The organism is Pseudarthrobacter sp. MDT1-40-2 (genome assembly GCF_059383595.1).
In genome coordinates this window covers 38,380-61,898 of sequence record NZ_JBWZCL010000007.1, presented here as the reverse complement: position 1 = coordinate 61,898, position 23,519 = coordinate 38,380, and the positions used below count along the sequence as shown (strand labels likewise).

The 23,519-nt window shown below is 63.3% G+C and carries 26 protein-coding genes and 1 riboswitch; of the genes, 15 read left to right on the top strand and 11 right to left on the bottom strand.

Annotated features, from left to right (window positions below; genetic code table 11):
- Nucleotides 1-17 precede the first annotated feature (17 nt).
- The 8 genes from AC50X5_RS15815 to AC50X5_RS15780 all read left to right on the top strand — a co-directional run bounded on the left by AC50X5_RS15815 (nt 18) and on the right by AC50X5_RS15780 (nt 9,264).
- On the top strand, nt 18-1,055 hold the full coding sequence (locus AC50X5_RS15815) for a LacI family DNA-binding transcriptional regulator (RefSeq protein ID WP_494977031.1): 1,038 nt from the start codon (nt 18-20) through the stop codon (nt 1,053-1,055).
- Between the two features lie 170 nt (nt 1,056-1,225).
- Nucleotides 1,226-2,461, top strand: coding sequence for a sugar ABC transporter substrate-binding protein (locus tag AC50X5_RS15810; RefSeq protein ID WP_494977030.1), 1,236 nt, complete (start codon nt 1,226-1,228; stop codon nt 2,459-2,461).
- 11 nt (nt 2,462-2,472) lie between these two features.
- A complete protein-coding gene (locus AC50X5_RS15805; protein WP_494977029.1) occupies nt 2,473-3,435 on the top strand; it encodes a carbohydrate ABC transporter permease in 963 nt (320 codons plus the stop codon).
- A gap of 127 nt (nt 3,436-3,562) precedes the next feature.
- The gene (locus AC50X5_RS15800) at nt 3,563-4,315 is read left to right on the top strand and encodes a carbohydrate ABC transporter permease (RefSeq protein WP_494977049.1); all 753 of its coding nucleotides are present in this window, start codon (nt 3,563-3,565) and stop codon (nt 4,313-4,315) included.
- A gap of 58 nt (nt 4,316-4,373) precedes the next feature.
- Complete coding sequence (locus AC50X5_RS15795; protein WP_494977028.1) at nt 4,374-5,168, top strand: ThuA domain-containing protein; 795 nt, start codon at nt 4,374-4,376, stop codon at nt 5,166-5,168.
- Nucleotides 5,165-6,334 (top strand): Gfo/Idh/MocA family protein, encoded by a 1,170-nt coding sequence (locus AC50X5_RS15790; protein ID WP_494977027.1) that lies wholly within the window; start codon nt 5,165-5,167, stop codon nt 6,332-6,334. The genes AC50X5_RS15795 and AC50X5_RS15790 overlap by 4 nt, the downstream gene beginning before the upstream one ends.
- A gap of 99 nt (nt 6,335-6,433) precedes the next feature.
- Nucleotides 6,434-7,957: a UDP-N-acetylglucosamine 1-carboxyvinyltransferase gene (locus AC50X5_RS15785; RefSeq protein ID WP_494977026.1), complete on the top strand. Its 1,524-nt coding sequence runs from the start codon at nt 6,434-6,436 to the stop codon at nt 7,955-7,957.
- 32 nt (nt 7,958-7,989) lie between these two features.
- On the top strand, nt 7,990-9,264 hold the full coding sequence (locus AC50X5_RS15780) for a glutamate--cysteine ligase 2 (RefSeq protein WP_494977025.1): 1,275 nt from the start codon (nt 7,990-7,992) through the stop codon (nt 9,262-9,264).
- Here the strand turns inward: AC50X5_RS15780 and AC50X5_RS15775 are convergent.
- The 8 genes from AC50X5_RS15775 to AC50X5_RS15740 form a co-directional block, all read right to left on the bottom strand.
- A complete protein-coding gene (locus AC50X5_RS15775; protein ID WP_494977024.1) occupies nt 9,261-10,469 on the bottom strand; it encodes an O-succinylhomoserine sulfhydrylase in 1,209 nt (402 codons plus the stop codon). The two genes, AC50X5_RS15780 and AC50X5_RS15775, sit on opposite strands and share 4 nt — an antisense overlap.
- Nucleotides 10,470-10,880 (bottom strand): rhodanese-like domain-containing protein, encoded by a 411-nt coding sequence (locus tag AC50X5_RS15770; RefSeq protein ID WP_494977023.1) that lies wholly within the window; start codon nt 10,878-10,880, stop codon nt 10,470-10,472.
- Nucleotides 10,877-11,182 (bottom strand): DUF1737 domain-containing protein, encoded by a 306-nt coding sequence (locus AC50X5_RS15765; RefSeq protein ID WP_494977022.1) that lies wholly within the window; start codon nt 11,180-11,182, stop codon nt 10,877-10,879. Before AC50X5_RS15765 ends, AC50X5_RS15770 begins: the two co-directional genes overlap by 4 nt.
- Nucleotides 11,183-11,195: 13 nt before the next feature.
- Nucleotides 11,196-11,310, bottom strand: a riboswitch (SAM riboswitch).
- A gap of 206 nt (nt 11,311-11,516) precedes the next feature.
- Nucleotides 11,517-11,975 (bottom strand): DUF4383 domain-containing protein, encoded by a 459-nt coding sequence (locus AC50X5_RS15760; RefSeq protein ID WP_494977021.1) that lies wholly within the window; start codon nt 11,973-11,975, stop codon nt 11,517-11,519.
- Entirely contained in the window at nt 11,912-12,601 is a 690-nt protein-coding gene (locus AC50X5_RS15755; RefSeq protein ID WP_494977020.1) for a MarR family winged helix-turn-helix transcriptional regulator, read from the bottom strand. Before AC50X5_RS15755 ends, AC50X5_RS15760 begins: the two co-directional genes overlap by 64 nt.
- A complete protein-coding gene (locus AC50X5_RS15750) occupies nt 12,598-13,239 on the bottom strand; it encodes a DUF3618 domain-containing protein (protein WP_494977019.1) in 642 nt (213 codons plus the stop codon). Before AC50X5_RS15750 ends, AC50X5_RS15755 begins: the two co-directional genes overlap by 4 nt.
- Nucleotides 13,236-13,667: a phage holin family protein gene (locus AC50X5_RS15745; RefSeq protein ID WP_494977018.1), complete on the bottom strand. Its 432-nt coding sequence runs from the start codon at nt 13,665-13,667 to the stop codon at nt 13,236-13,238. The genes AC50X5_RS15750 and AC50X5_RS15745 overlap by 4 nt, the downstream gene beginning before the upstream one ends.
- Nucleotides 13,664-14,467: a hypothetical protein gene (locus AC50X5_RS15740; protein ID WP_494977017.1), complete on the bottom strand. Its 804-nt coding sequence runs from the start codon at nt 14,465-14,467 to the stop codon at nt 13,664-13,666. Before AC50X5_RS15740 ends, AC50X5_RS15745 begins: the two co-directional genes overlap by 4 nt.
- Nucleotides 14,468-14,723: 256 nt before the next feature.
- Here AC50X5_RS15740 and AC50X5_RS15735 point away from each other — a divergent pair, with 256 nt between their 5' ends.
- Nucleotides 14,724-15,215 carry a hypothetical protein gene (locus AC50X5_RS15735; RefSeq protein WP_494977016.1) on the top strand — a complete coding sequence of 164 codons (492 nt, stop codon included), beginning with the start codon at nt 14,724-14,726 and terminating at the stop codon, nt 15,213-15,215.
- 176 nt (nt 15,216-15,391) lie between these two features.
- On the opposite strand, the gene AC50X5_RS15730 is transcribed toward AC50X5_RS15735, so the two are convergent.
- Complete coding sequence (locus tag AC50X5_RS15730; protein WP_494977015.1) at nt 15,392-16,303, bottom strand: SRPBCC family protein; 912 nt, start codon at nt 16,301-16,303, stop codon at nt 15,392-15,394.
- 311 nt (nt 16,304-16,614) lie between these two features.
- Here AC50X5_RS15730 and AC50X5_RS15725 point away from each other — a divergent pair, with 311 nt between their 5' ends.
- Entirely contained in the window at nt 16,615-18,279 is a 1,665-nt protein-coding gene (locus tag AC50X5_RS15725; RefSeq protein ID WP_494977014.1) for a sigma-70 family RNA polymerase sigma factor, read from the top strand.
- Nucleotides 18,280-18,373: 94 nt separating this feature from the next.
- Nucleotides 18,374-19,288 carry an AraC family transcriptional regulator gene (locus AC50X5_RS15720; RefSeq protein ID WP_494977013.1) on the top strand — a complete coding sequence of 305 codons (915 nt, stop codon included), beginning with the start codon at nt 18,374-18,376 and terminating at the stop codon, nt 19,286-19,288.
- 35 nt (nt 19,289-19,323) lie between these two features.
- Here the strand turns inward: AC50X5_RS15720 and AC50X5_RS15715 are convergent, their stop codons facing one another.
- Together AC50X5_RS15715 and AC50X5_RS15710 are read right to left on the bottom strand one after the other, a co-directional pair.
- Complete coding sequence (locus AC50X5_RS15715) at nt 19,324-19,875, bottom strand: GNAT family N-acetyltransferase (protein WP_494977012.1); 552 nt, start codon at nt 19,873-19,875, stop codon at nt 19,324-19,326.
- A gap of 85 nt (nt 19,876-19,960) precedes the next feature.
- A complete protein-coding gene (locus tag AC50X5_RS15710) occupies nt 19,961-20,638 on the bottom strand; it encodes an FMN-dependent NADH-azoreductase (RefSeq protein ID WP_494977011.1) in 678 nt (225 codons plus the stop codon).
- A gap of 189 nt (nt 20,639-20,827) precedes the next feature.
- Here AC50X5_RS15710 and AC50X5_RS15705 point away from each other — a divergent pair, with 189 nt between their 5' ends.
- Genes AC50X5_RS15705 through AC50X5_RS15690 form a run of 4 tightly spaced genes read left to right on the top strand, consistent with a single transcriptional unit; the run spans nt 20,828 to nt 23,516 of the window.
- Nucleotides 20,828-21,235, top strand: coding sequence for a winged helix-turn-helix transcriptional regulator (locus tag AC50X5_RS15705; RefSeq protein WP_494977010.1), 408 nt, complete (start codon nt 20,828-20,830; stop codon nt 21,233-21,235).
- 56 nt (nt 21,236-21,291) lie between these two features.
- The gene (locus tag AC50X5_RS15700) at nt 21,292-21,897 is read left to right on the top strand and encodes a helix-turn-helix domain-containing protein (protein ID WP_494977009.1); all 606 of its coding nucleotides are present in this window, start codon (nt 21,292-21,294) and stop codon (nt 21,895-21,897) included.
- Nucleotides 21,890-22,624: a B3/B4 domain-containing protein gene (locus AC50X5_RS15695; RefSeq protein WP_494977008.1), complete on the top strand. Its 735-nt coding sequence runs from the start codon at nt 21,890-21,892 to the stop codon at nt 22,622-22,624. Before AC50X5_RS15700 ends, AC50X5_RS15695 begins: the two co-directional genes overlap by 8 nt.
- 1 nt (nt 22,625) lies before the next feature.
- On the top strand, nt 22,626-23,516 hold the full coding sequence (locus tag AC50X5_RS15690; protein ID WP_494977007.1) for an EamA family transporter: 891 nt from the start codon (nt 22,626-22,628) through the stop codon (nt 23,514-23,516).
- Nucleotides 23,517-23,519: the final 3 nt, after the last annotated feature.

Here is a 23,519-nt window from a genome sequence, read left to right as displayed (position 1 = left end):
ATGACGAAAGGAAAACCATGCCAACCAGCAAGGACGTTGCGGCCTTAGCCGGCGTTTCCCAGAGCACGGTTTCCTACGTCATGACCGGCAAGCGGCCCATATCGGAGAAGACCCGGCTGCGGGTCGAAGCGGCCATCGAGCAGTTGACCTACAGGCCGAATGCCGGTGCCCGAGCACTCGCCAGCCGTAAGTCCCAGGTGATCGGTCTGGTTATCCCGATTACTCCTGAGGTGCACCTTGGCTCCATCATGGAATTCATTGCCGTTATTGCCGCCACCGCCCGGCGTTTCGACCATGATGTGCTGCTGGTGACGGACGAAGAGGGCAATCAGGGGTTGGAGCGCGTGGTGGGGCAGCAGCTCTGCGACGGGCTGATCCTGATGCAGGTCCAGGCTGACGATGAGCGGATCCCCGTGGTCCGCAAGCTGGGTGTGCCTGTGGTGTTTATCGGCATTCCGAACGACTCCACCGGACTTAACTGTATCGACGCTGATTTCTCCCGGGCCGGCGAGCTCTGCGTCGAGGAGATGGCCGGCGCGGGGCACACCAGCGGCGTGATCATCGGCTGGCGTCCCCGGTTGGTGGGGAGCAGGCTGAACTACGTTGACAGGTTCTTTGGCGGCGCGAACGCTGCCGCGGAGAGGCTGGGGGTATCCCTCGAGCATCTGCCGGCAACGTCGGACCGCCGGAGTATTGAAGCCGCGGTGGATGCCTGCATTGCTTCATCGCACGGACTGCCCGCCTTCGTTTCGCCAGATGTGACCGTTCTGGAACTCCTGCCCAGGATTCTTCGTGAGAAAGGCCTGGAGCCCGGGAGGGATGCCTCGGTCATAGGAGTGGGGCCGGTGCCGGAAGCCATGGTTGACCTCGAGGAGTCCACCATCCTGGATATCCAGCCAAGCCTGGTTTCGCAGCGGGCTGTTGAACTTCTCCTTCGCCTGATGTCCGCGGATCATCCGGATTCCGGCGGAACGCTCGAACTTATCCCGCCCCAGGTCACCCACCGGCACGGTACCGCCGGGTATTCACCTCCCGCACCCCAGCCCGCGTCCTGACTGCCCGTACCTGCCCGGCCTGATGCAGCCGAAAAAGGAAACTCATATTTGAGCAGCGTCGATACGTATCGATTAATCAAATGGAAAAGCGATCTCCTTCCAAACACAACCGCAACAGCCCACAACCGGCCCCGGCGATGACGCTCCGGCCCCTCACAAAGGATCTGATAATGAAGTCAGCAATCACCCGTACCAAAGCCGCCGCATTTGCCGTCACGGCGCTCGCCGGCATTCCCTTGGTCCTGTCCGGCTGCGGATCAAGTACTGCTTCCGGAGGCGGCGGCCCGGTAACCGAGATCTCCGTCGTCGATTACTACAACAACGAGCCGGACAAGTCGGTCATCGGCGACACCCTTGCGGCCTGCGGAACGCAGTCCGGAGTGACCATCAAGCGCGAAACCGTCCCCGGCAAATCCCTGATCGCCAAGGTGCTCCAGCAGGCATCCTCGAAGACCCTGCCGGATGTGCTCATGCTGGACAACCCGGACCTGCAGCAAATTGCCAAGACCGGCGCGTTGGCTCCGCTCTCTGACTTCAACATCAGCACCGAAGGCTACCCCGAAGGCATCCTGAGCGCAGGGACTTATGAGGACGAAGTGTACGGCCTGGCTCCGACGGTAAACACCATCGCGCTCTTCTACAACAAGGACGTCCTGGCCAAGGCCGGAGTGACACCCCCGCAGACATGGGATGAGTTGAAGGAAACGGCTGCAGCCCTCACTGCCGGCGACCAGTATGGCCTGGCGTTTAATGCCAACGCCACGTATGAGGGCACCTGGCAGTTCCTCCCCTTTATGTGGTCCAACGGCGGCGATGAGAAGAATATCGCCACGCCTGAGGCGGCCGAGGCGCTGCAGCTCTGGACAGACCTGGTCAGCAGCGGCTCGGTTTCATCCTCGGCGCTGAACTGGACCCAGGCCGACGTGAATGACCAGTTCATCGCGGGCAAGGCGGCCATGATGGTGAACGGCCCCTGGCAGATCCCCGTCCTGGAAAAGCAGGCTGCGCTTGAGTACGGCGTGGTGAACATCCCGGTCAAGGAATCAAACCAGACGCCCGTCGGCCCGCTGGGCGGCGAGGTCTGGACGGTGCCGCAGACCGGAAACAAGGACAAGCAAGCAAAGGCCGCTGAGGTTGTCGCCTGCATGAACAGCGATGAAAACCAGCTGGCCATGGCCAAGGCCCGCAATACCATCCCTTCGAAGACCACGGTTGCCGCCCGGTTCGCTGCCGAGAACCCCGAACTCGCCTCGTTTGCCGAACTGGTGGAGACGGCACGGGCCCGGACCGGCCAGCTCGGTGAGGAATGGCCCAGCCAGGCAACCAAAATCTACACGGCAATCCAGACCGCTTTGACTGGCCAGGCCAGCCCCGCGGACGCCCTCAAGCAAGCCCAGGAAGGCTGAGGGCAGGTCCCATGACAACAACCGTCGAGCAGGTATCCCCGAAGGTGGTGCAGGCAGCCACCGGCTCCGCCACCAAGCGCCGCCAGGGTTACAGGCGCCGGGAGCGGGGCTACCAGTGGCTCTTCCTTGTTCCCGCAGTGACTTACCTGGCATTGTTCTTTGGCTATCCCGTGGTGAAGAACGTCCTGATGAGTTTCCAGGATTACAGCACCAGCACCTTCTATACAGGTGAAGCCCCCTGGGTAGGGTTCGCCAACTACGCCACTGTTATCTCGTCGTCGCTGTTCTCCACCGCGATGGTGAACACCGCACTGTTCACGGCAGGCTCCATAGCCGGGCAATTCGTGCTTGGCCTGGGCCTTGCCGTCTTCTTCAAGCGCAGGTTTCCGCTGAACGGGATCCTTCGCTCGCTGCTTCTCCTGCCGTGGCTGCTGCCGCTCATCGTTTCCAGTGCCGTCTGGCGGTGGATCCTGGACAAGGACAGCGGAGCCCTGAATAACTTCCTGGAAAGCCTGGGCCTCATCAGCACGGGAATTCCCTGGCTGACCAGTACCTCGCTGGCGCTCGCGGCCGTGATGGCAGTGAATATCTGGATCGGCATCCCGTTCAATGTCACTGTGCTCTACGGCGGGCTGCAGGACATTCCGGACGAGCTGTATGAGGCGGCATCCCTGGACGGCGCCACCGGCTGGAAGGCGTTCCGCCACGTCACCTGGCCTATGCTCCGTCCGGTGGTGAGCGTGGTCCTGGTACTGGGAGTGGTTTATACGTTGAAGGTCCTGGACATCATCCTTGGCCTGACCAACGGCGGCCCGGCCAACTCCACGCAGACCATCGCAACGCAGTCGTACGCGCTGTCCTTCCAGGACTTCAAGTTCGGCGAAGGCGCGGCCATGGGCAACATCCTGGTTGTGATCTCGCTGGTATTCGCTGTTCTCTACCTCCGCGCCAACCGACGCGCCGTCGACGAGTGAGGACTCCATGACCATCAAAACAACTTTCGACGTTGGAACCCACCGCCCGCCCCGCAGTACCGCCGGCGCAGCCAGGGAGTCCAAACGGTGGGGAACCACTGCCCTGGCAGTACTCTTCCTGGCCATCATGCTGTTTCCGGTGTACTGGATGATCAACGCCTCGTTGCAGCCCAACGGTGCGACGCTGCAGACCTCGTGGCTACCTCTTTCTCCCGACTTCACGGGCTATGCAACGGCCATCAAGCAGCAGGGCGGAAACCTGGTGACCAGCCTGGTGGTGGCACTGGGCAGCGTGCTGTTCAGCCTTGCTATCGCGGCGCCTGCAGCCTATGCGCTGGCCTACTTCAAGGTCCGCGGCGCTGGCATTGTGCTGTTTGCGATCCTGATCAGCCAGATGATCCCCGGCATTGTGGTGGCCAATGCGCTGTACACCGCGTACAACGACCTGGGGCTGCTCAATTCCATCCCCGGACTTATCCTGGCCGACTCCTCGCACGGCATCCCGTTCGCAATCCTCATCATGAGGGCCTTCATGAACAACCTGCCCGCGTCAGTGATAGAGGCCGCCAAAGTGGACGGCGCCGGGCACCTCAGGGCTTTCTGGTCCATCGTCCTGCCGTTGAGCCGCAACGCACTCATCACTTCCGGGCTCTTCACGTTCCTTTTCACCTGGAGTGATTTCCTCTTTGCGCTGACCCTCACCACCACGGACCAGGTCCGCCCCGTGACGTTGGGGATCTTCCAGTACATGGGTGCCTACGTGAACGACTGGAGTTCAGTGATGGCGACGGCGGTTCTCGCCTCCATCCCCGCCATCATCCTCCTCATTGCGGCGCAGAAATACGTGGCAGCAGGCACCACCGGCGGCGCCGTCAAGTGACAACCAGCACCCATCAGCAACAGTTTCGAAAACCAATAAACCAAGCACAGGAGATGCAATGACTGACAACGCCACCATCCGGGTCACCGTCTGGAGCGAAAACCGCCACGAGCAGGAACACGAGCACGTGTCCGCCTTGTACCCCAAGGGTATGCATGGAGCGGTGAAGGAAGGCATCGAGGAGAACCTGGGTGCCGCCGTCGAGGTTCGGACCGCCACCCTGGACGAACCGGAACATGGCCTCACCGAAGAAGTCCTGGCCAACACTGACGTGCTGACCTGGTGGGGGCACATGGCGCACGGCGACGTCGACGACGAGACCGTGGAACGCGTGCACCGGCACGTCCTCTCCGGGATGGGGCTGATCGTGCTGCATTCGGGTCACTGGTCCAAGATCTTCACCAAGCTCATGGGTACCACCTGCACCCTGCGCTGGCGGGGGGAGCAGGACCGCGAACTCGTGTGGACGGTTGACCCAACCCACCCCATCGCCAAGGGCGTGCCGCACCCCATCATCATCGATGAGCAGGAGATGTATGGAGAGTTCTTCGATATTCCTACGCCGGAGGAACTGGTCTTCATCAGCTCCTTCAGTGGCGGCGAAGTGTTCCGGTCCGGCTGCACCTTCCGCCGTGGCCACGGCAAGATCTTCTTCTTCAGCCCGGGGGACCAGGACTACCCGGTCTACCACCACAAGGACATCCGCAGGGTCATTTCCAACGCCGTTCTATGGGCGGTCACGGACAGGCCCCGGCGCGAACTGCCCGAACTCCTCCGCTACGACACCAACGTGTTCTTCAAGGGCGCCGCGTACCAGGGCGCTACCGCCATCTACGAAGGCAGCGACGCATGAGCCGGCCATTTGCCACCATCGAGGAGGACGGCACGCCCCTGAAAGTTGTGGTGGTTGGCGCCGGAGCCATGGGCCGCGCGTGGCTGGCGGCAGTGGAGGCCTCGCCGCTGGTGGAATTACGTGGCATCGTGGACCTGGACCTTGATGCAGCGCACGCCAGCGCCGCGTTGATCGGAAAGCCTGACCTTCCGGTGGGTGCCGGAACCGCGCAGTTGGCGTTCGACGTCGGTGCCCAGGCGGTTATTAACGTGACCGTCCCTGCCGCCCATCATCCGGTGACCACTGAGGCTCTCTTCGCCGGCCTCCCGGTGCTGGGCGAGAAGCCCGTAGCCGCCACGGTGGCGCAGGGCCTTAGCCTTGCCGCCGCCGCCGATGTCACGGGTCAACTGTTTATGGTCAGCCAGTCCCGCCGTTACAACGCCCACCTGTTCGCTGCCAAGGCGCAGGCTGCCGCACTGGGCCGGCTGGGAATCCTCTCCGCGGATTTCTTCAAGGCCCCGCACTTCGGCGGATTCCGCGACCAGATGGATCATCCGCTGTTGCTTGACATGGCCATCCACCAGTTCGACATGGCCCGTTTCCTCCTGGATGCAGATCCTGTCTCCGTATTCTGTGAGGAGTTCAACCCGCCCTGGAGCTGGTATCGGGGCGACGCGGCGGCCGTGGCATCCTTCGAGATGTCCGGCGGCCAGCGATTCATCTTCAACGGAAGCTGGTGCAGCCCTGGCCAGGAGACTTCCTGGAACGCGGTCTGGCGGCTGGGTGGTGAGCACGGAACCGTGTTGTGGGACGGCGAGAACCTGCCGACGTCGGAAAGTTCCGTGGTCCGGACGGATACCGGCGTCGCCGGGGAGCAGTCTGCCGTGGCGGACCTGGGCGCCGACGTCCACGGTTCCCTGCGCGAGTTCGTCACCGCCCTTCGGACGGGCAGGGCTCCGATGGGTCAGGTTCATGACAACATCCTCAGCCTGGCCATGGTGGAGGCTGCGATCGAAAGCGCCGCCGCAGGCCAGCGCGTCAGGATCGATGATCTGCTCCAGCGCAGCTATGACACCGCGGTCCAGGATGAGCGCCGGCCTGATGTTGCTGAAGTGTTGGGTTCATGGACTGTGGACGGTGCCTTTTCCGCCGCTACGCTGGGTTCCGCGGGATTGCCAATCCACTGAGCTGACCAAGTTATCGCACCAAATGGATAAAACTCCCTCAATCTCAACTTGAAGGTAGGATATTTCGACCAAATAACTCATGCATGATATTTTTTAACCATGACGCAACAAACTGCTGAACATGTTGGAGTGCTCCTGCGCAACGCGCGCAGTGAGAAGGGCTGGACTCAGGGCCAGCTGGCTGCGGAGCTCGGAACCAGCCAAAGCGCCATCGCCAGGATGGAACAAGGCAAGCAGAACCTCAGCCTGAAAATGATCCAGCGGCTGGAGAGCATCTTTGGCCGGAGCATCGTCAAGGTGGGCCGGCCGCAGATGACGCACCTGCGGGTGGAAGGCGGTCACACCCTCTCCGGCGCCGTGGATGTCAACAGCAGCAAGAACGCGGGTGTGGCGCTCCTTTGTGCCAGCTTGATCAACCGGGGCACCACCATCCTGCGCCGCCTCGCCCGCATCGAGGAAGTCAACCGCATCGTCGAGGTGCTCAGCAGCATCGGCGTCGAGTGCACCTGGTTGAATGACACCGACCTTCAGCTCCGCCGTCCGGCCGTTCTTGACCTGGCCTCGATGGATGTGGAAGCCGCCCGCCGCACCCGCAGCGTCATCATGCTGCTGGGCCCGCTGCTCGATGAATCCGACCGGTACCAGCTCCCGTACGCCGGCGGCTGCGATCTGGGCACCCGCACCGTTGAACCGCACATGCAGGCTCTTCGCCAGTTCGGGCTGGCAGTCGAAGCAACTTCAGGCTTCTATTCGGTGCAGGCTCCCAAGGACGACTCCCTGGATCGCTCCTTTGTGTTGACCGAACGCGGCGATACCGTCACGGAAAACGCCATCATGGCAGCGGCGCACCGCAGTGGCACCACAGTCATCCGCAACGCCAGCCCCAACTACATGGTCCAGGACCTCTGCTTCTACCTGCAGATGCTCGGCGTCCAGATCGATGGCGTGGGCACCACCACCCTGAAGATCACCGGCAAGCCCAGGATCGACGTCGACATCGAGTACTTCCCGTCGGAAGACCCCATCGAGGCCATGAGCCTGATCACCGCGGGAATCGTCACGCACTCGGAAGTAACCATCCGCCGCGTGCCCATTGAATTCATGGAAATTGAACTGTCCATCCTGGAACAGATGGGCCAAAAGCTCATGGTGTCCGGCGAATACATGGCCCGGAACGGCCGTACGCGCCTGGTGGACGTCACAACCGTCCCCTCCAAGCTGCGCGCACCGGAGGACAAGATCCACCCCATGCCGTTCCCCGGCCTTAATATAGACAACCTGCCGTTCTTCGCCGTGATCGCGGGCAACGCGCAAGGCCAGACCATGATTCACGACTGGGTCTACGAGAACCGCGCCATCTACCTCACCGAACTGAACAAGCTCGGCGCCCAGGTGCAACTGCTGGATCCGCACCGCATCTACATCAACGGCCCCACCAAATGGCGCGCCGCAGAGGTTGGCTGCCCGCCCGCCCTTCGCCCGGCTGCCTGCCTGTTGCTGGCCATGCTTGCCGCCCGTGGTGTGTCCGAGCTGCGGAACATCTATGTCATAGAACGCGGCTACGAGGACCTGGCTGAGCGGCTCAACACCATCGGGGCGAAGATCGAGTACTTCCAGGACTAAGCCCGCATTGACGCCGGTAGCACAATGGAAGCATGCGTACTTTCGGCGTTGAGGAAGAGCTCCTGATCGTAGACCCGCAGACGGGGGAGCCGCTGGCCCTTGCGGATGCGATGCTGTCCGGGCGCGCTATAGCGCCCTCCTCCGGTACAGCCCCTGAACCGGAGGTAGCCGATGCCCACGAGGTAGCGGAGGACAGCCATCAGCTTGGCCTGAGTGCCGAACTCAAGCTGGAGCAGATCGAGACGCAGACCCGGCCCTGCCTGACCTACGACGAACTGCTGCTCCAGATCAGGGCAGGCCGGGCCATGGCAGACGAGGCCGCACAACGGCACGGGGCAAGAGTGGCGGCACTCGCTACCTCACCGCTCGCCTCCACCAGCCACACGACTCCGGATCCCCGGTATGCGCGCATGCTGGAACGCTTCGGATTGACCGCCCAGGAACAGCTGACGTGCGGCTTCCACGTGCACACCTTCATCGAATCCCCCGAGGAGGGGGTAGCGGTGCTGGACCGGATCCGCGACAAGCTCGCTGTGTTGACAGCAATAAGCGCCAATTCGCCTTTCTGGAATGGCGCCGAGACCGGCTTCGAAAGCTACCGGACCCAGGCCTGGTACCGGTGGCCGTCCTCCGGACCGTCAGCCATCCATGGGAGCCTGATCGCCTACCGCCGGCTTGTAACCCGCCTGATGGAAACGGGGGTGGTCATGGACGAGGGCATGATCTACTTCGAGGCGCGGCTTTCCCGGAACCACCCCACCGTGGAGGTGCGGGCGCCCGACGTCTGCCTGCGCTCCGCGGATGCCGCACTGATCGCCGTTCTGGTCCGTGCACTCGTGGAGACCGCAGTGCGGGAATGGCGGAACGGCGTAGACCCGCTCCCTGTGCCTACCGTGCTGCTGAGGATGGCTGCCTGGCAGGCAAGCAATGTGGGAATCAAGGGCGATCTCCTGGATTTCGGAACCTTCCGTCCCGCCCCGGCAAGCGACGTCGTCAATGCCCTGGTGGAGTATGTAGAGCCGGTCCTGGCGGAGCAAGGTGAGCTTGGCCTGGTAAGGCGCAGTATCCAAGACATCCTGAAGCGCGGGACTGGTTCCACCGAGCAGCGCGCTGCACGGGACCGGGCACTGGAACGCGACGATCCGGATGACGCCGGGCTCGGGGCCGTGGTGCGGCAAGCCGTGAGGCTTACCATGCTGGAGGCGGAGACCCTTGACGTTGACGAGGAAACTGCGCCGGAGCTGCTGCGCGTCCGGCGCGCCCCCGAGCCGCCGAATCCGGGCAGTTACTCCAAAATGCCCATCTAGATCTGCTTGAGTGCCTGCTCCAGGTCAGCCAGCAGGTCCTCGGGATCTTCCAGCCCCACGGAGAGCCGCACCACGCCGTCGCTCAGCCCGATTGCCGCCCGGCCTTCCGGGCCCATGGCCCGGTGGGTAGTGGTGGCCGGATGGGTGATCAGCGACTTCGCGTCGCCCAGGTTGTTGGAGATGTCGATGATCTTCAAGGCATCCAACAGCGCAAAGGCGGCGTCCTTGCCGGAGCGGCCGCCCGCCGTCGAAAGCTCCAGGGTGAGGACCGTTCCGCCGGCCTTCATCTGTCGCGCCGCGAGCTGGTGCTGCGGGTGGGACTTGAGGAGCGGGTACTTGACCCAGCTGACAGCCGGCTGCTGCTCCAGCCATTCGGCCAGGCGCAGCGCCGTCGCGGAGGAATGGTTGACCCGCAGCGCCATGGTTTCCAGGCCCTTGGTGAGGACCCACGCGTTGAACGAGGACAACGACGGGCCTGTGTGCCGCATCAGCTGCTTCACCGGGCCGTCAATGAATTCCTTGGTCCCGAGGATGGCGCCGCCCATGACGCGCCCCTGGCCGTCAATGTGCTTGGTGCCGGAGTAGACCACTACGTCCGCGCCCAATTCGCCGCAACGCTGCAGCAGGGGCGTGGCAAAAACATTGTCGACGACGACTGTGGCCCCCGCCGCATGCGCCAGTTCGCTGACCGCCGCGATGTCCACAATCTCCTGCATGGGATTGGAGGGAGACTCGAAGAAAACGGCGGTGGTGGGTACGGACAGGGCCTGGCGCCACTGCTCCAGGTCCGGTCCGTCAACGAATACCGTCTCTACACCCCAGCGCGGCAGGATTTCGTTCAGGATCACGAAGCAGGAGCCAAAAAGGGAGCGGGCCGCAACAACCCGGTCCCCGGCAGCCAGCAGGGCACCCAGGGCGGTGAACACCGCGGACATTCCCGACGCCGTCGCAAAGCATGCCTCGGTGCCTTCGAGCAGCCGGAGGCGCTCCTGGAAGGTGGCCACGGAGGGGTTGCCGTAGCGCGAGTAGACGAACCGTTCGTCCTCGCCGGTGAACGCCCGTTCGGCCGCCGCCGCCGATTCGTAGACAAAACCTGAGTTGAGGAATACCGGCTCGGTGGTTTCCTGGAAACCCGTGCGGTCAAGTCCGCCCCGCACGGCCTGGGTATCGGGGCTCCAGCCGGCCGCGTCCTGATTGAAAGCCATTTACGCCGTTCCGAGGTTGGTGGGCAGCCCGCGGTTCTTCCAGCCGTTGACCGTGCGCTCGCCGTAGCGGTCAGGCTCGCCTTCGAACCCTTCCAGGACGTTATAGGACGTGAACCCGACCTGCGCGGCGGCGCTGGCTGCTGCTGCCGACCGGACGCCGGAGCGGCACAGGAAAACAAGTTCGACGCCGGCGTCCTCCGGGGCGAGCTGCTGCAGTTCGCTGATGAAGTCCGGATTGGGGATACCGCCGGCGAAGGTCCACTGGATGAAAATGGGGTCGTTCTCCGTGGACTTGGTGTCCGGAATGCCGATGTGTGCCCACTCGCCTTCCGTTCGGACATCCACCAGGACGGCGCCGGCTTCGAGTTTGGCCCACGCCTCCTGCGGTGTGAGATCGCCTGCGTGGTTCATGCGTGGCCACCGCCGGCAATGTCCGCTTCGCTGAAGTCCTCAGCGCTCAACTGATCCACGGCAGTGGCGACGGCGGCATCCGCGCTGGCGATCGCTACCGGCAGCAGCAGAGCCTGGGCCACGATCACGCTGGCGCCGTTCCACGTGGCCGCTGGGCTGCCATGCAATACGTAACCTTCGGCCAGCGCGGCGGAAATGCGTTCACAGAAGGCGCGGTCGTCCGGGCCGGTGATCAACCGGTAGGCGAGCTTTTCCTCAGCCTTTTGATCGGAATTCTGGTCGGGGGCGGGTACGTCAGACATGACGGATCTCCTTCTCTCGCGCTTGCAGCTCGAATGGTCGATATGCCGAGTATTCACCTGAGGCACCCCGCCGCGAAAGGGAGGGTTGCCGACCGGACAGTCAGGGCTTGGCACCGGTACTCATTACTCACCAAAAAACGTAGCACTCCGCCGTGCGCCGGACCGCCCGGACGTCGTCATGTTGCGTAACCGTGGGGGGAGTTGACCGGCTGGGCTCCCCATGGAAGGCAAAAACCACGAGGGCCTGACCCCGGTGCAATACCAGGCTCAGGCCCTCGCGGCTAGGGCGGCTTATGTGGGCATTCCAACCTTCGGAGCCCGGCAGCCGGGAGTATTACCGGGCAGTGTTTCCGGCGCGGGTGGTGTTGCGCGAAAGCAGGATGGCCAGGGCGATCATTGCGACACCAAGGAAGAAGTGCAGCCAGTTGTCAGCGCCGTTGAAGGGCACAAAGTTGGCGGGTGTGTCGAGGTTGATGAGAAGTCCGTAGATCCAGAGGACAAGGTAGATGACTCCGCCGTACAGCAGGTAGCTGCGGGACTGAGCGTTGTTGCGGGACAGCAGGATCCCGGCGACGCCAAACAGGAGGTGGACGATGTTGTGCAGTACGGACACCTGGAAGATGCCCAGAAGAAGCGCCTGGGAATCGTGCCCGGCAAAGGACATCTGGTCGTAGTTGCTGGTGATGCCCGGGATGAAGCCGAGAACTCCTACCAGCAGGAAAACCGCTCCTACTGCCTGGGCTGCTTTTTGGAGGTTGGTCTTGGGCCCGGTTGTCCGGTTCGTTGTAGCCATTGGTGTGCTCCGTTTTCATTGAGGTGTGCGTTGATGTTGCGCGGTTGCGCGTTGCTCTGGGACGGGTTGCGCCCATGAATGCCGGCCCTGGGGAGAGGCTGGTGCTCAGTGTTCCTGAGTTTTGTGATGTGTCGCTCGAGTTGCCTGCGGAACTCCATCTCCGATCGGCCTTCGGTTTCAGAGAGTTCCCGGACCAGGTTCTCAGCGGTGGAGAGGACAGCCCGTCCTGCTGAGGTAAGACGAATGTTGGCGCTTCGCCCGTCTGCTGCAGGTTCCCTGGTAAGAAACCCGAGCCCTTCAAGGCGCTGGAGGACTTTGCCCAGGCTTTGCCGGCTCACGCAGAGCAGTTCTGCCATATCGGTTGCAGTGGCCGGTTCAAGTTCTGCCACTGCCTCCAGGACATCCAGCGCCCCTTTGGTGAGCTTAAGGCGGGCAAGCTGGCGGTTAAGCCTGCGTTCGGTGAGCCGTGCTGCGATGCCCACCAGCCGGTGGGTGGCCCACTGCTCCGGCCAAGGGCGGGGCGCATTCATGTGCCTCGGACCAACGGCGGGAACAGGCGATTCCGGATCCGGGGACAGCCCCGCGGGGTTGCGGGGCTGTTCCGGAATCCTGTCCTGCCCGCTCACGGGTTCTGGACGTTGTCCTTGGCGTCGACGGCGCGGTGTTTGACGTCAGCGGCAGCGTCCTGGCTTTCGGCCTTGACGTTCTCCACGCCCTCGGCAGCACTGGTCTTCAGCCTGTCCATAGCTTCCTGGGCCGGCTCTTTCAGATCCTGAACCATGTCCCTGGCCACGTCAGTGACCTTTTCAGTCAGGGGCTGTGCAGCGGTTTTGAGCTGGTCCGCTGCTTCGCGCTCTTTCTGGCTGGCAGGGATCAGGGCAGAGATCAGCATCCCGGCGCCGAAGGCGACCAGGCCGGCGGCCAGCGGGTTGCCCTGGGCCTGCGCCCTGGCCTGTGCCGGTGCGTCGGAGAGTGCCGTGCCGGCATCGGAAATCCTGGCGGAAACGCTCTCCTTGGCTCCGTGGAGGGTATCGCCAGTGCTGCTCAAGGCGTCGCTTGCATGGGTCGTGCCGGAGTCGGCTGCACCCATGATCTTTTCCCTCACCCCGGACACCGTGCCCATCACAGAGCTTTTGACCTTGTCGGTCTGGCGGTGGACGATGTTGGACGGCGTGACTTTGTCAGCTACCGCGTCAACGTTGGTGCCCAAACGAGCACGGGTGGCTTCGATTTCCGAACGGATTGCATCAGGGTTGTCGCTCATCGGTTTACCTCACCTGGTTTTAGAGTCGGGGGTATCTCTGACAATGTTTCGCTGGTCTGGGGCAGACCCTTGATCTGTTTCAGTTCCTTGCGTCCAAGCGTTGCCAACACTGCGGCAATAATGCCCCAAATAACGGCGACAATCACGGCTGCCCAGCCCAGATGCATGATGGCGCCCAGGGCGAACATCAACGCCAGGGACAGGAACACCAGGACGAAATGCCCGGCCACACCGGCCCCGGCGAGCATGCCGCCGCCTTTGCCGGCCTTGGTGCCGGACTCCTTCAGCTCTGCCTTGGCCAGCTCGACTTCCTGGCGTATCAAGGTGGACATGTCGCGGGTGACATCTCCGAGCAAATCACCAAGGGACGTGTTGTCCGCCTTCGCGTGGGCAGCCGTTGGGGCCGGTTCCGGTATCTGGCTGCTCACAGTTGACGTCCTTCGCTCGACCGGTACGGGTCATCCTCGAGCCGCAAAGGGGTATCTGCTGCGGTACCGGAGGGCAGTGACGTGGTGGATGCCGGGGCTCCGGTTCCTGCCAGGGGCTCGTCGTAATAGTCCGCGCCCGTTCCGGCCGCGAACACCGTCTCCTGCTGCACCGGCGCCGCGTACGGAGCGGTTGCCGGAGCCTGCGCTGGGGAAGGCTGCGCCGGGCTCTGGGAAGCACTGGAGCCGCCACCACTAAGACCGCGGGTCAGCCGACCGGCCAAAACACCGGCGCCTGCGGCCAACAGCAGGAAGGTTCCGGGACGGTTCCTTGCAAAGGTCTGGACTTCCCGGAGCACATCACCCGGTTCCCTGTTTTCAAGCCAGGAAGCGATGGATGAGGTGCGCTCCGCGGCCTGGCGGATGAGATCGCTGGCAACCCCCTGCTGTTCGGGAGCATCAGCCATGGTCTGGAGCTCACCGGAGATCGTCCGGATTCCCTCGGCAACCTTCTGCTGCTGCGTGCCGGCCTGGCTGGACAGCTCCGAGCCCGCCTGGGACAGCAGGTCCTGAGCGCTGGTCTTCGCCTCGGAAGCGACGTTGGCGACTTCCTCTTTAGTGGTCTGGGCAACGCCCTGCGCTGCCGAAGCGGCCTGGCCGGCAACCTTGGATGCTTCCTCCATTGCCACGTCCTTGGTGGACGAGGAACCACTGGGTGCATCTGCCGGCATCGCGGGAACCGGAGTGCCGGACGGGCCGGTGGTGCCTGGCGTCGAAACCTCGGGCCATGAATTATCAGTCATCGTTACTCTCTTTCGGAAGGTAGCTGGTATCTGAACTTCTGGGCCAAACTGCGTTAGTAAGCATGTTTACTAGTTAGATAGTAAGCACACTTGCTATCTGCTGCGCAAGAAAGGAACTGAACTGTGTGTCGCCAGACATGCCAGCGGGAGGCGGCCTGCTGTCCAACTTTCCGGCGTTGGGGCGGTATCAGTACAGCCTGTTATTGCGGCGCTCCCCGCCGTATTCTGGGGACATTCACCACCTCCAGGAGGCATCATGCGTACGGCAGAAACCCTGACTGAAAACGAGCAGGCTCATCGACTTCTTGAAAACTTCGTGACCCATCTGTCCCATGGCAAGGAATGGGCCACTCCTGGGGTGCAGGCTGCTCTCCAGAGAGTGGTGACGGGGCTGGATACAGGCGTCGAAAGTGCATCCCCGCGCCTGCAGATGCTTCTACGCCGACTGGCCGAGGATCTTGCCGGAGGCGTGGAAACACTCACCCCGCGGGTCCAGGAGAGTCTGAGGCGCGCAGTACCGAAAGCCGCCCCTACCCAAAGGGACCTTGCTGCTGTTGAGGAAGGGCAGTCCGGGTCCCGCATGTGGTTGTGGGTGGTTGGGCTGCTTCTCGTCGCCGGGGCAGGGGCGCTCGCGTGGCGCTCCTCGCGGACAACCAGCGGTGAAGAGGAAGCATCGTCGGCAACAGGGCAAGGGGCCGCGGAGCCCGCAGTGAATGTGGATCCGGATCTGGCGTCCGGCCAGATTTGAGAGAAGGACAAGGATGGGCCTGCGCTCCTGCTCAAGCAGGAGGAGCGGGAAACCCACGAAGCACCGTCCGCTTCCCGAAGGAGGCGGACGGTGCTTGTGTCAGGGGCGGAAATGGCCGGCGCCGGACCTCGCTTTTGCGAATGGCCGCGGGCAGTTCCGGCGCCGGCAAGTCCCGGTTAGCGCGGACCGAAGTTTCCGGCCAGGGGCGGGAGGCCGTCGTCGGGCCGGTTATCGTCTTCGCGTCGCTCTGCTGCGCTGAGGTTCTCTCCTTCGAGCGTCTCATCAGACTCTCCGGTCGTGTCCACCAAACCGTTCGTCTGGTCAAAGGCGTGACCGATCCTGTCGTCGCCCAGATCGGCGAGTGAACCGGTGGAGCCGGCTGCCGTCGTCGCGCCCGTTGCGGTCGTATCGGTGCTGACCGGCTCTGCCGGAATGGGCGTAACCGTGACGGGCTCAACGGGGGTAGTTGCTTCTATCGTCTCCCCGGCGTCCTTTTTTGATCCGGCCATTGCTGCTGCCGCACCTGCTGCCGCAGCAACGCCCAGACCGGCGGCTACCTTGGAGATGCCTGCCTTGCCAGAGTCGCCGCGGGTTTCCGCCGCATCCTCGACGCCGGGGGTGCCCGAGGGTGCTCCGGAGCTGACGCTGCCCCGCCACGCACCGCTGGCGTAACCTTCATCCTCGATGAATTCCTTGAACCGCTTGAGGTCTGCTTCTGCCTGGCGGTCAACGACGTTGAGCTTGTCGCCCACTTTTTCAATGATGCCTTCGGGCTCGTACTCAATGGTCAGCTGCACCGAGGTCTGGCCGCCGCCGACGTCCTCAAATTCAATGGCGCCGGCATTGGTGGCGCCTTCAGTGGCGGCCCAGGCCACCTTGCGATCGGGGATCTGCTCCAGGATTTTGGCTTCCCACTGCCTGCGGACGCCGCCGATCTCGGCCACCCACTGCAGCCGGTCGTCACTGAGCTGCGTAACGCTCTTGACGCCGCCCATGAAGTGCGGGAAGTCCTCGAACTGGGTCCACTGGTTGTAAGCGGTGCTTACCGGTACGTTCACCAGAATGCGTTTTTCCACCTTCGTGCTCATAACGTCTCCTTTGTTTTGTTACCGGAAGCTGATGCGTCGTTCCAATTCATCAGCATGCTTACCAACTTACCTTTTGGACCGGCTGGTTTCTAGAGCAGGAACAACGACGACGGCACCTGGCGCCGGGGATGCCGTCCACAGGAGGGCAGGAAGTGCGGGCCATTTCTATAAAATTTGGCAAAACGCCTTCACGATTTGGATCTATACGCCACCCTTAGTAGGGAGTGTTGAAACTTGTTTTTGGGGGCAGGCCGGCAGTGAGGCGTGAAATGAGTCAAAGTGGTGCAGGCAGGCCCTTCCGACATAGCAATTTGAGTGACCCGCAGCTGATCCGGCGGGTCAGGGAGGGTGAGCCGGAAGCCTTCGAGCAGCTCTATGCCCGGCACCATTTGGTGGCCCTGAACGTCGCCCTTGGGCACGCGGATGTTCCCAGTGATGCCGAAGATGCTGTGTCCGAGGCCTTTGCTGCCGTGCTGCGGTCACTACAGGCGGGCAAAGGGCCTGACGAGTTTTTCCGGGCCTACCTGCTCACCACCGTGACCCGGATGACGCACCGGACCAACCGGGCGGCGTCCCGGGTGCGGGCCACTGGCAGTGACTCCGATATCGACAGGGCAGTACTGGACCCGGACCCTGCGGTAGCGGCATTTGAAACGAAGGCGATTACTCAGGCCTTCGCTGCGCTGCCGGAGCGTTGGCAGGCAGTTCTCTGGTACCTGGACGTAGAACTCCAAAAACCTGCAGCCGTGGCACCGTTGTTGGGCATCTCTGCCAATGCAGTGTCTGCCGTGGCCTTGCGGGCACGCAACGCTTTGCGGCGAAACTACCTGCAGAGCCACATTGATTTCCAGGACGAAAGCTGCCGCCCCTACTCGGAACGGCTGGGCGGTTACGCCGTTAACAGTCTTTCGGCCCGGGACAGGGCGCAGGTCCAGGAACACCTGGACGACTGCCTTAAATGCCATGCCCTCCTGCTGGAGCTCTACGAACTCCGTTCGTCCATGCGCGCGGTGCTGATTCCGTTGGTGACCGGCCTGCCGGCGTCGTTCTTTATCAACACCGCCACGTGGGCACTGCCCGCAGGATGGGGCGGGATGTCCTGGTTCCCGGGAAGGCCGGGAACCTCCAGCCCGCGGCGGACCGTGGCCCTTTCCGTTGCCGCGGCCTCTGCTGCAGTTGTGGTTGCAGGAGGGATCGCCGCCGCAACCATGTGGTCCGGAAACGCCGAACCCCCGGCCGTCGCCGCACCAGCCAAGGAGGTGCCCGCTGAACCTTCCGCCGATCCCCGGCGGACGCGACCCGAACCCACATCTGTCCTGCTGCCTGTCCCTGATGACGTTTCCGCTGCCTTCCTGTCGGAACCTGAAATACCCGCTTCGCCGGTGGCAGCACCCGGATTCCCGGTCATATCGTCGCCATCGCCATCGCCATCGCCATCGCCATCTACGGCTTCGGCTTTGGCGGTGGTGCCTTCACTTTCCGTGGCACCGACGCCAACGCTGGCTCTTCCAGTGGCGCCGACGCCGATTCCTACAGTGGCGCCGACGCCAGCCCCCACTCCTGCGGTGACGCCAACTTCAACACCAACACCAACACCAACGCCTACTCCCTCGCCCACGGTGGCGCCGTCGCCGGTGGTGGCTGAGCCGTACGTGAATGTTGTGGGTGACCAACGGGTGGTCACCCTGGGTTTCACGGTCGCGGACGGGCTCGACTTGCGTGCGGCTTCCATCGTTTTCACCGGCCGGGAACTCAACGGTGTCAACCCTGACGGAGTGCGCCCGCCCAGCGGCTGGAGCTGTTCGCGGGCCAGAGCTGGCGCCGAAGCGATGGTATGTGATGCCGAAAAGCCGGTGTCCGGCAACTTTTCTTTCAGCGTCACACCCCGGGTGGTTAACGGCGCAGCAAGCCCCAGTCTGACTGCAATCTTTACTGCAGAAGGAATCGATCCGTACGTTGTTTTCGTGGAGCTCTAAAAGTTTCTCCAAAAAGTGCCAGATAGTGGCGTCACGTTGCTTCGGGAACCTGCACTCCTGAACGTAAGCATCGTGACGAACCAGGGGTTGTTTCATGGAGAAGATTGAAGGCGTCCTGCTCCAGGACGGTTCCATTACCGCGCCGGGCGCTGACCATTTTCCTGCAGGCGTGCGCGTCAGCGGCATCAGGGCAGGGAATGTTCACCTGCTGGAAATGCATGCCCCCGAGGCAGCTGAGCCCCGGATGGCAGTTCCCCACGGGGAACTTATTGTGGGCTGGGCCGGCAAAGGGCAAACCCGGCTGCGGTTCGACGGCGGCCATTCAGCCATAGTGCCTGCCGGCCGGCCGTTCTATGCCAGTACCGGGAAGGACAAAGCCAGCAGCGTCGTCCATTGGGATGGCGGCGTCTCCGGAATGCTTCTCCGTATTCCGTTCGATGACGTCTTTGTGGGGATGCCCACCCCCGTGCTGCCCTGTGGCGAGGTGGACCGGGCGGCATCACTGATTGAGCCTGCGCAGGAGTTCCTGAAAGCATCTGTGGCCTCGCAGGCAGAACCAAGTCCCCTTGCGTCCTACGCGCTGGAGCGGTTCACCGCAGAAATGCTGGCAACGGTTTTCCTTGACGCGGGAGGCGGGGCGGGACTGCCGGACGGCGGGGAGCCCACCACGCTGGAGAAGGCCCTGGCCGTTATCCATTCCCAAGCGCGGGATCCGGAACTGAATCCTACGCGCCTGGCAGGCATCGTGGGCATTTCGCTGCGCACCCTGCACCGCGAGTTCCGGTCGAACGATCTCTCCGCGGCGGCGGCCATCCGCGTGCAGCGGGTGGCCATTGCGCGGGCAATGTTGGAACGTCCCGCGCAAGCGGCCCTTCCCCTGGAACGCATTGCTGCCAGCGCCGGCTTTTCCACGGTGGTCACAATGACCAGGGCATTCCTGTCCAGCGGATTGGAGACCCCAGCCAAGTTTCGCCGCACGGCGTTGAAGGCACAGCGGATCCGGCAGTAAAGGCATAGCGGCTTTCCTGCTCCTGATGGAGGAGTTCAGTCCCCGAGTATCAGCTGATGCAGCATATGGTCCTGCCACTTGCCGGCAATATTGAGGTACTCCGGTGCTCTGCCGATTTCGGTGAAGCCGAGGTGAGCCAAAACCTTCCTCGACGCGGCGTTGTGCAGCATGGTGGAGGCCTGGAGCCGGTGCAGGCCCATCGTGCGGGCCGATTCGGCGGCGAACGCCACCGCTGCCGTGCATAGACCCTGCCCGGTATAGCCCTTATCGACCCAGTACCCCAAGTCTCCGCTGAGAAAGGGCCCCCGGATAATCCCGGTGAGGGTTACGGCACCCACGACGTCGGCGCCGTCGAACAGTCCCCACGGCACCTCGGTGCCGTCCAAGAGCCGCTGCAGCTTGCCGGCGATCAGCGCACCTTGGCGCTTGGCGGTAAAGAACTCCTCAGGCCGCACCGGCTCCCAGGGGGCGAGGTGTTCGCGATTGCGGCGATAGGCCGCGGCCAGCGCTTCGGCGTCGTCAATGCTGAAAGGCCTCATAATGACGTTTTCCAGCAATTCCGATGACAGGTGGACGGTCTCAGACATGGTGTCCCTTCTGTAGATGGACTGCGGCTATCGTATGCCGCCGTCCTGAAGGGTCTCCATCTGCCCCTCGAAGAGGGCATCCGCCTCAGTTGTTGATGAGCTGGAGGGTTCCAAGGGCGCTGAGCTTTCTGGCAAACCCAATGGCCGCGTCGGTGAGCTCGGCCTGGGCAATCTTGCGTGTGCCGTCAACGTCGCCGTTGAGGACAGTAGGGGCGAAGCGGACATGGGTGGCGTCCTCGATGCCCACAAAGCTCAGCCAGTCAGCGAAGAAAGTACTGCTGAAATCAGAACCGAAGGCTGCCGGGGCCCCGGGGGCGTAGACGCCACTGGTATGGATGGCGACGGCCTGCTTTCCCTCCATCAGCCCGCGGTAGCCAGTGCCCGGAGTGAAACCGAAGCTCCAACCGGGCTGGGTGATGATGTCGATCCACTGCTTCAGGACGTAGGGGACACCAGCGTTCCACATGGGGATGTTGAAAACATAGGCATCGGCGGCGGCGAACTGGTCGAAGACGGCGCGGGCCGATTCCCACGCGCTGGCCTGCTCCGGTGTTTGATTCTGGCCGGAGAAGACAGCCATCTTGGCTGCTGCTGCCGTGCGGCCGAAAGCCGGTAGCGCACCGTGGTCGAACAGATTAAGTGTCTCCAGCTCAAAACTCCGCTGGCCGGCACCCTGGACGGAATCGATGAAATGCCGGGCCAGGCGCAGGGAGTCGCTGTGGGCGTAGCGGGGAGAGGCATTGACGTGAAGGATGGCAGGCATGGGTTTCCTTTCGAAGGACTGTTACGGAGCACTTCGGCTCCGCTACCGATCCTGACCCACGTCTTTGCAGTGCGTAAGAACGCACTATTTTGTGCCTGGGGCACTTCACGGTGCCTTCCTGGAAGGGACTGCCGCCGCTGAAAGTATGCTGGTTCAACAGGTGAATCGGAGGGGAAGAGTGTTGGGGAAATGACTCTCACGGCGGAACAGAAGCGTCAGACGGCACAGAAGCAGTACAACGCTTCCCTGGAACTCTGCCCGGCACGCCAGCTTCTTGAGGCGATCAGCAGCAAATGGGTGACGCTGGTTATGCTCGCCCTGGTGGACGGTCAGCAGCGCCACAGCGACCTCCGCAGGAGGATCCCCGGGGCAAGCCAGAAGATGCTCACTTCAACGCTGCGCTCGCTGGAGCGTAATGGTCTGGTCTCCCGGCACGTCACCGCCTCAGTGCCCGTCCGCACTGATTACGAACTCACGGCGCGTGGCCGTTCCCTCCTGCGGATTGTCTTTGACATGAAGGAATGGGCAGAACAGAACATGGACGGCGTTGCGGCCTCCCGTAGGGAACATGCCACGCGGCAGTTTCTTCACTCCTGACCTGATGGTCCAACGACCCGTTTGATAGTGCACTATGAGTGCATTATGCTGCACTGATGGATGAAAGTACTACAGCCCTGGCAGCAGCCATTGGAGGGCGCGTCAAGCAGGAGCGGCAATCCCGGGGCTGGACCCTGGATCGGCTGGCTGAAGCCACCGGCGTCAGCCGGCGGATGGTGGTCAATGTAGAGCAGGGCACCACCAACCCCAGCGTTGGCACCCTGCTCCGGATCAGCGACGCACTCGGCGTGGGGCTACCCGCACTGGTTGAGATCCCACGGCCCAAGCCGGTCACAGTGACCCGCAGCGGTGAGGGCGCAGCCCTGTGGACTTCCGCGGCCGGCGGCCGCGGAATGCTGGTTGCTGGCACCCAATCACCGGATGTGCTTGAGCTCTGGGACTGGACGCTTGCAGCGGGGGACGAGCACACCAGTGAGGCCCATGCTGCAGGCACCAGGGAACTGCTCCAGGTCCACGCCGGAGCGCTCACCCTTTCCGTGGCTGACGAGACGTACATCCTTCATGGCGGCGACGCTGTTTCATTCCCTGGCGACGCCGCCCACTCCTACGCCAACCACGGCGCGGACCCCGCCCGGTTTTCGCTTGCTGTCTTCGAACCCGGCGTGGGCAACGGGCACCGCCCGGAGGCCGACGATGCGTGAGGTGGATACGCTGCAGGAGTTCCTGGGCCGGGCCTCCGTGGACGCCGAAGTCTTCGCCCTGCGGCCCGACTACCGTGCCGTCCTGCTGGCTGTTGACGGACTGGTCCCCGGCCCGAGCGACGACTCAAGCGAGCGGCTCCTGCAGGCTGCAGAGACCTCGGCCCGCGAAGCCCTGACCGGCCGGCCTGTGGAAAACCTGCCCCATGTTGCTGCCTGGCGGGATGCCTACAAGGCGTTCGGAGCCAAGCCACAACGCACGCGGAACAGCCTGGAAGCGCTGCTGCGCCGCGCCGACGCCGGCCTGCCCCGGGTCAACCGGCTCACGGACATCTACAACGCCATTTCAGTCCTGCACCAGGTTCCGCTGGGAGGCGAAGACCTGGCCGGGTATTCCGGGGCACCGCGGCTTATGCGGGCCACCGGCAGCGAAGCGTTTGATACTGCCGCCGCCGGTGAAGACGTAGTGGAGCACCCTGATGCCGGTGAAGTGGTCTGGTGCGACGACATCGGCGTCACCTGCCGTCGCTGGAACTGGCGCCAGGGGCGCCGCACCCGCCTGCACGATGACTCCACCGCCGCGCTGTTCATCCTGGATGCGCTGGAACCCATGCCTGGTAAAGCACTGCAGGCCGCCGTCGAAAATCTCTCCACCGAACTGGCCCGGCTGGGTCCTGATGTCCGCATCGCCAGCCGGTATATCAATGCTGCAACCAGCGAAGGAAGCTGACATGTTCAAAGTCCCCGTACCGCCGTGGGGCCTCGCCGTGACGGCAATCCTGTCGGTCCAGCTGGGATCGGCCTTGTCAGTTGACCTGATTTCAGCGGTGGGCCCGGCCGGGACGGCATGGCTGCGCCTGACCATGGGTGCAATCATCCTGCTGATTTTCGTTCGTCCGCCGTTGCGATCCATTCGCCGCCGTGACGTCCCGGCGCTTCTGGGCTTGGGCATCACCACCGGGCTGATCACGGTTGGGTTTCTCGCCGCGATCGAGCACATCCCGCTGGGCACCGCCGTCGCCATTGAATTCCTGGGTCCGCTGACGGTGGCTGCCCTGCGAAGCCACAGCCGGCAGATGCTGGTCTGGCCCGCCGTTGCTCTCGTCGGCGTCGTCCTCCTCACCCAACCTTGGCAAGGCACCATCAACCTCACGGGTGTCCTGTTCGCAGCGCTCTCCGGTACCGGGTGGGCTTTCTACATCCTGTTGACGCAGCGGATCGGGGACCGGTTCAGCGGCATAGGCTCCTTGTCGCTGACCATCCCGATAGCCGCTGTGACAGCCGGAATCATCGGCGTCCCGCAGGCCGCCGGACATCTAAACCCCGGAATCCTTGCCGCGGCCGCCGGCCTGGCCATCCTGCTGCCGGTGCTGCCGTTCGCGTTGGAGATGCTGGCCTTGCGCCGGATGACGCCCACGGCCTTCGGGACGCTGATGGCGCTGGAACCGGCCGTCGGCGTCCTCCTTGGCCTCCTCATCCTGCACCAGCAGCCCTCCGCAATCCAGGTAGCCGGCATCCTGCTGGTGGTCCTGGCCGGAGCCGCTGCACAACGTGGAGGCCAACGACGGCGGCCCGCGCCACAGGTGCCCGCCAGCCCCGAGGATCTGAAGCTCATCAGCTAGTTA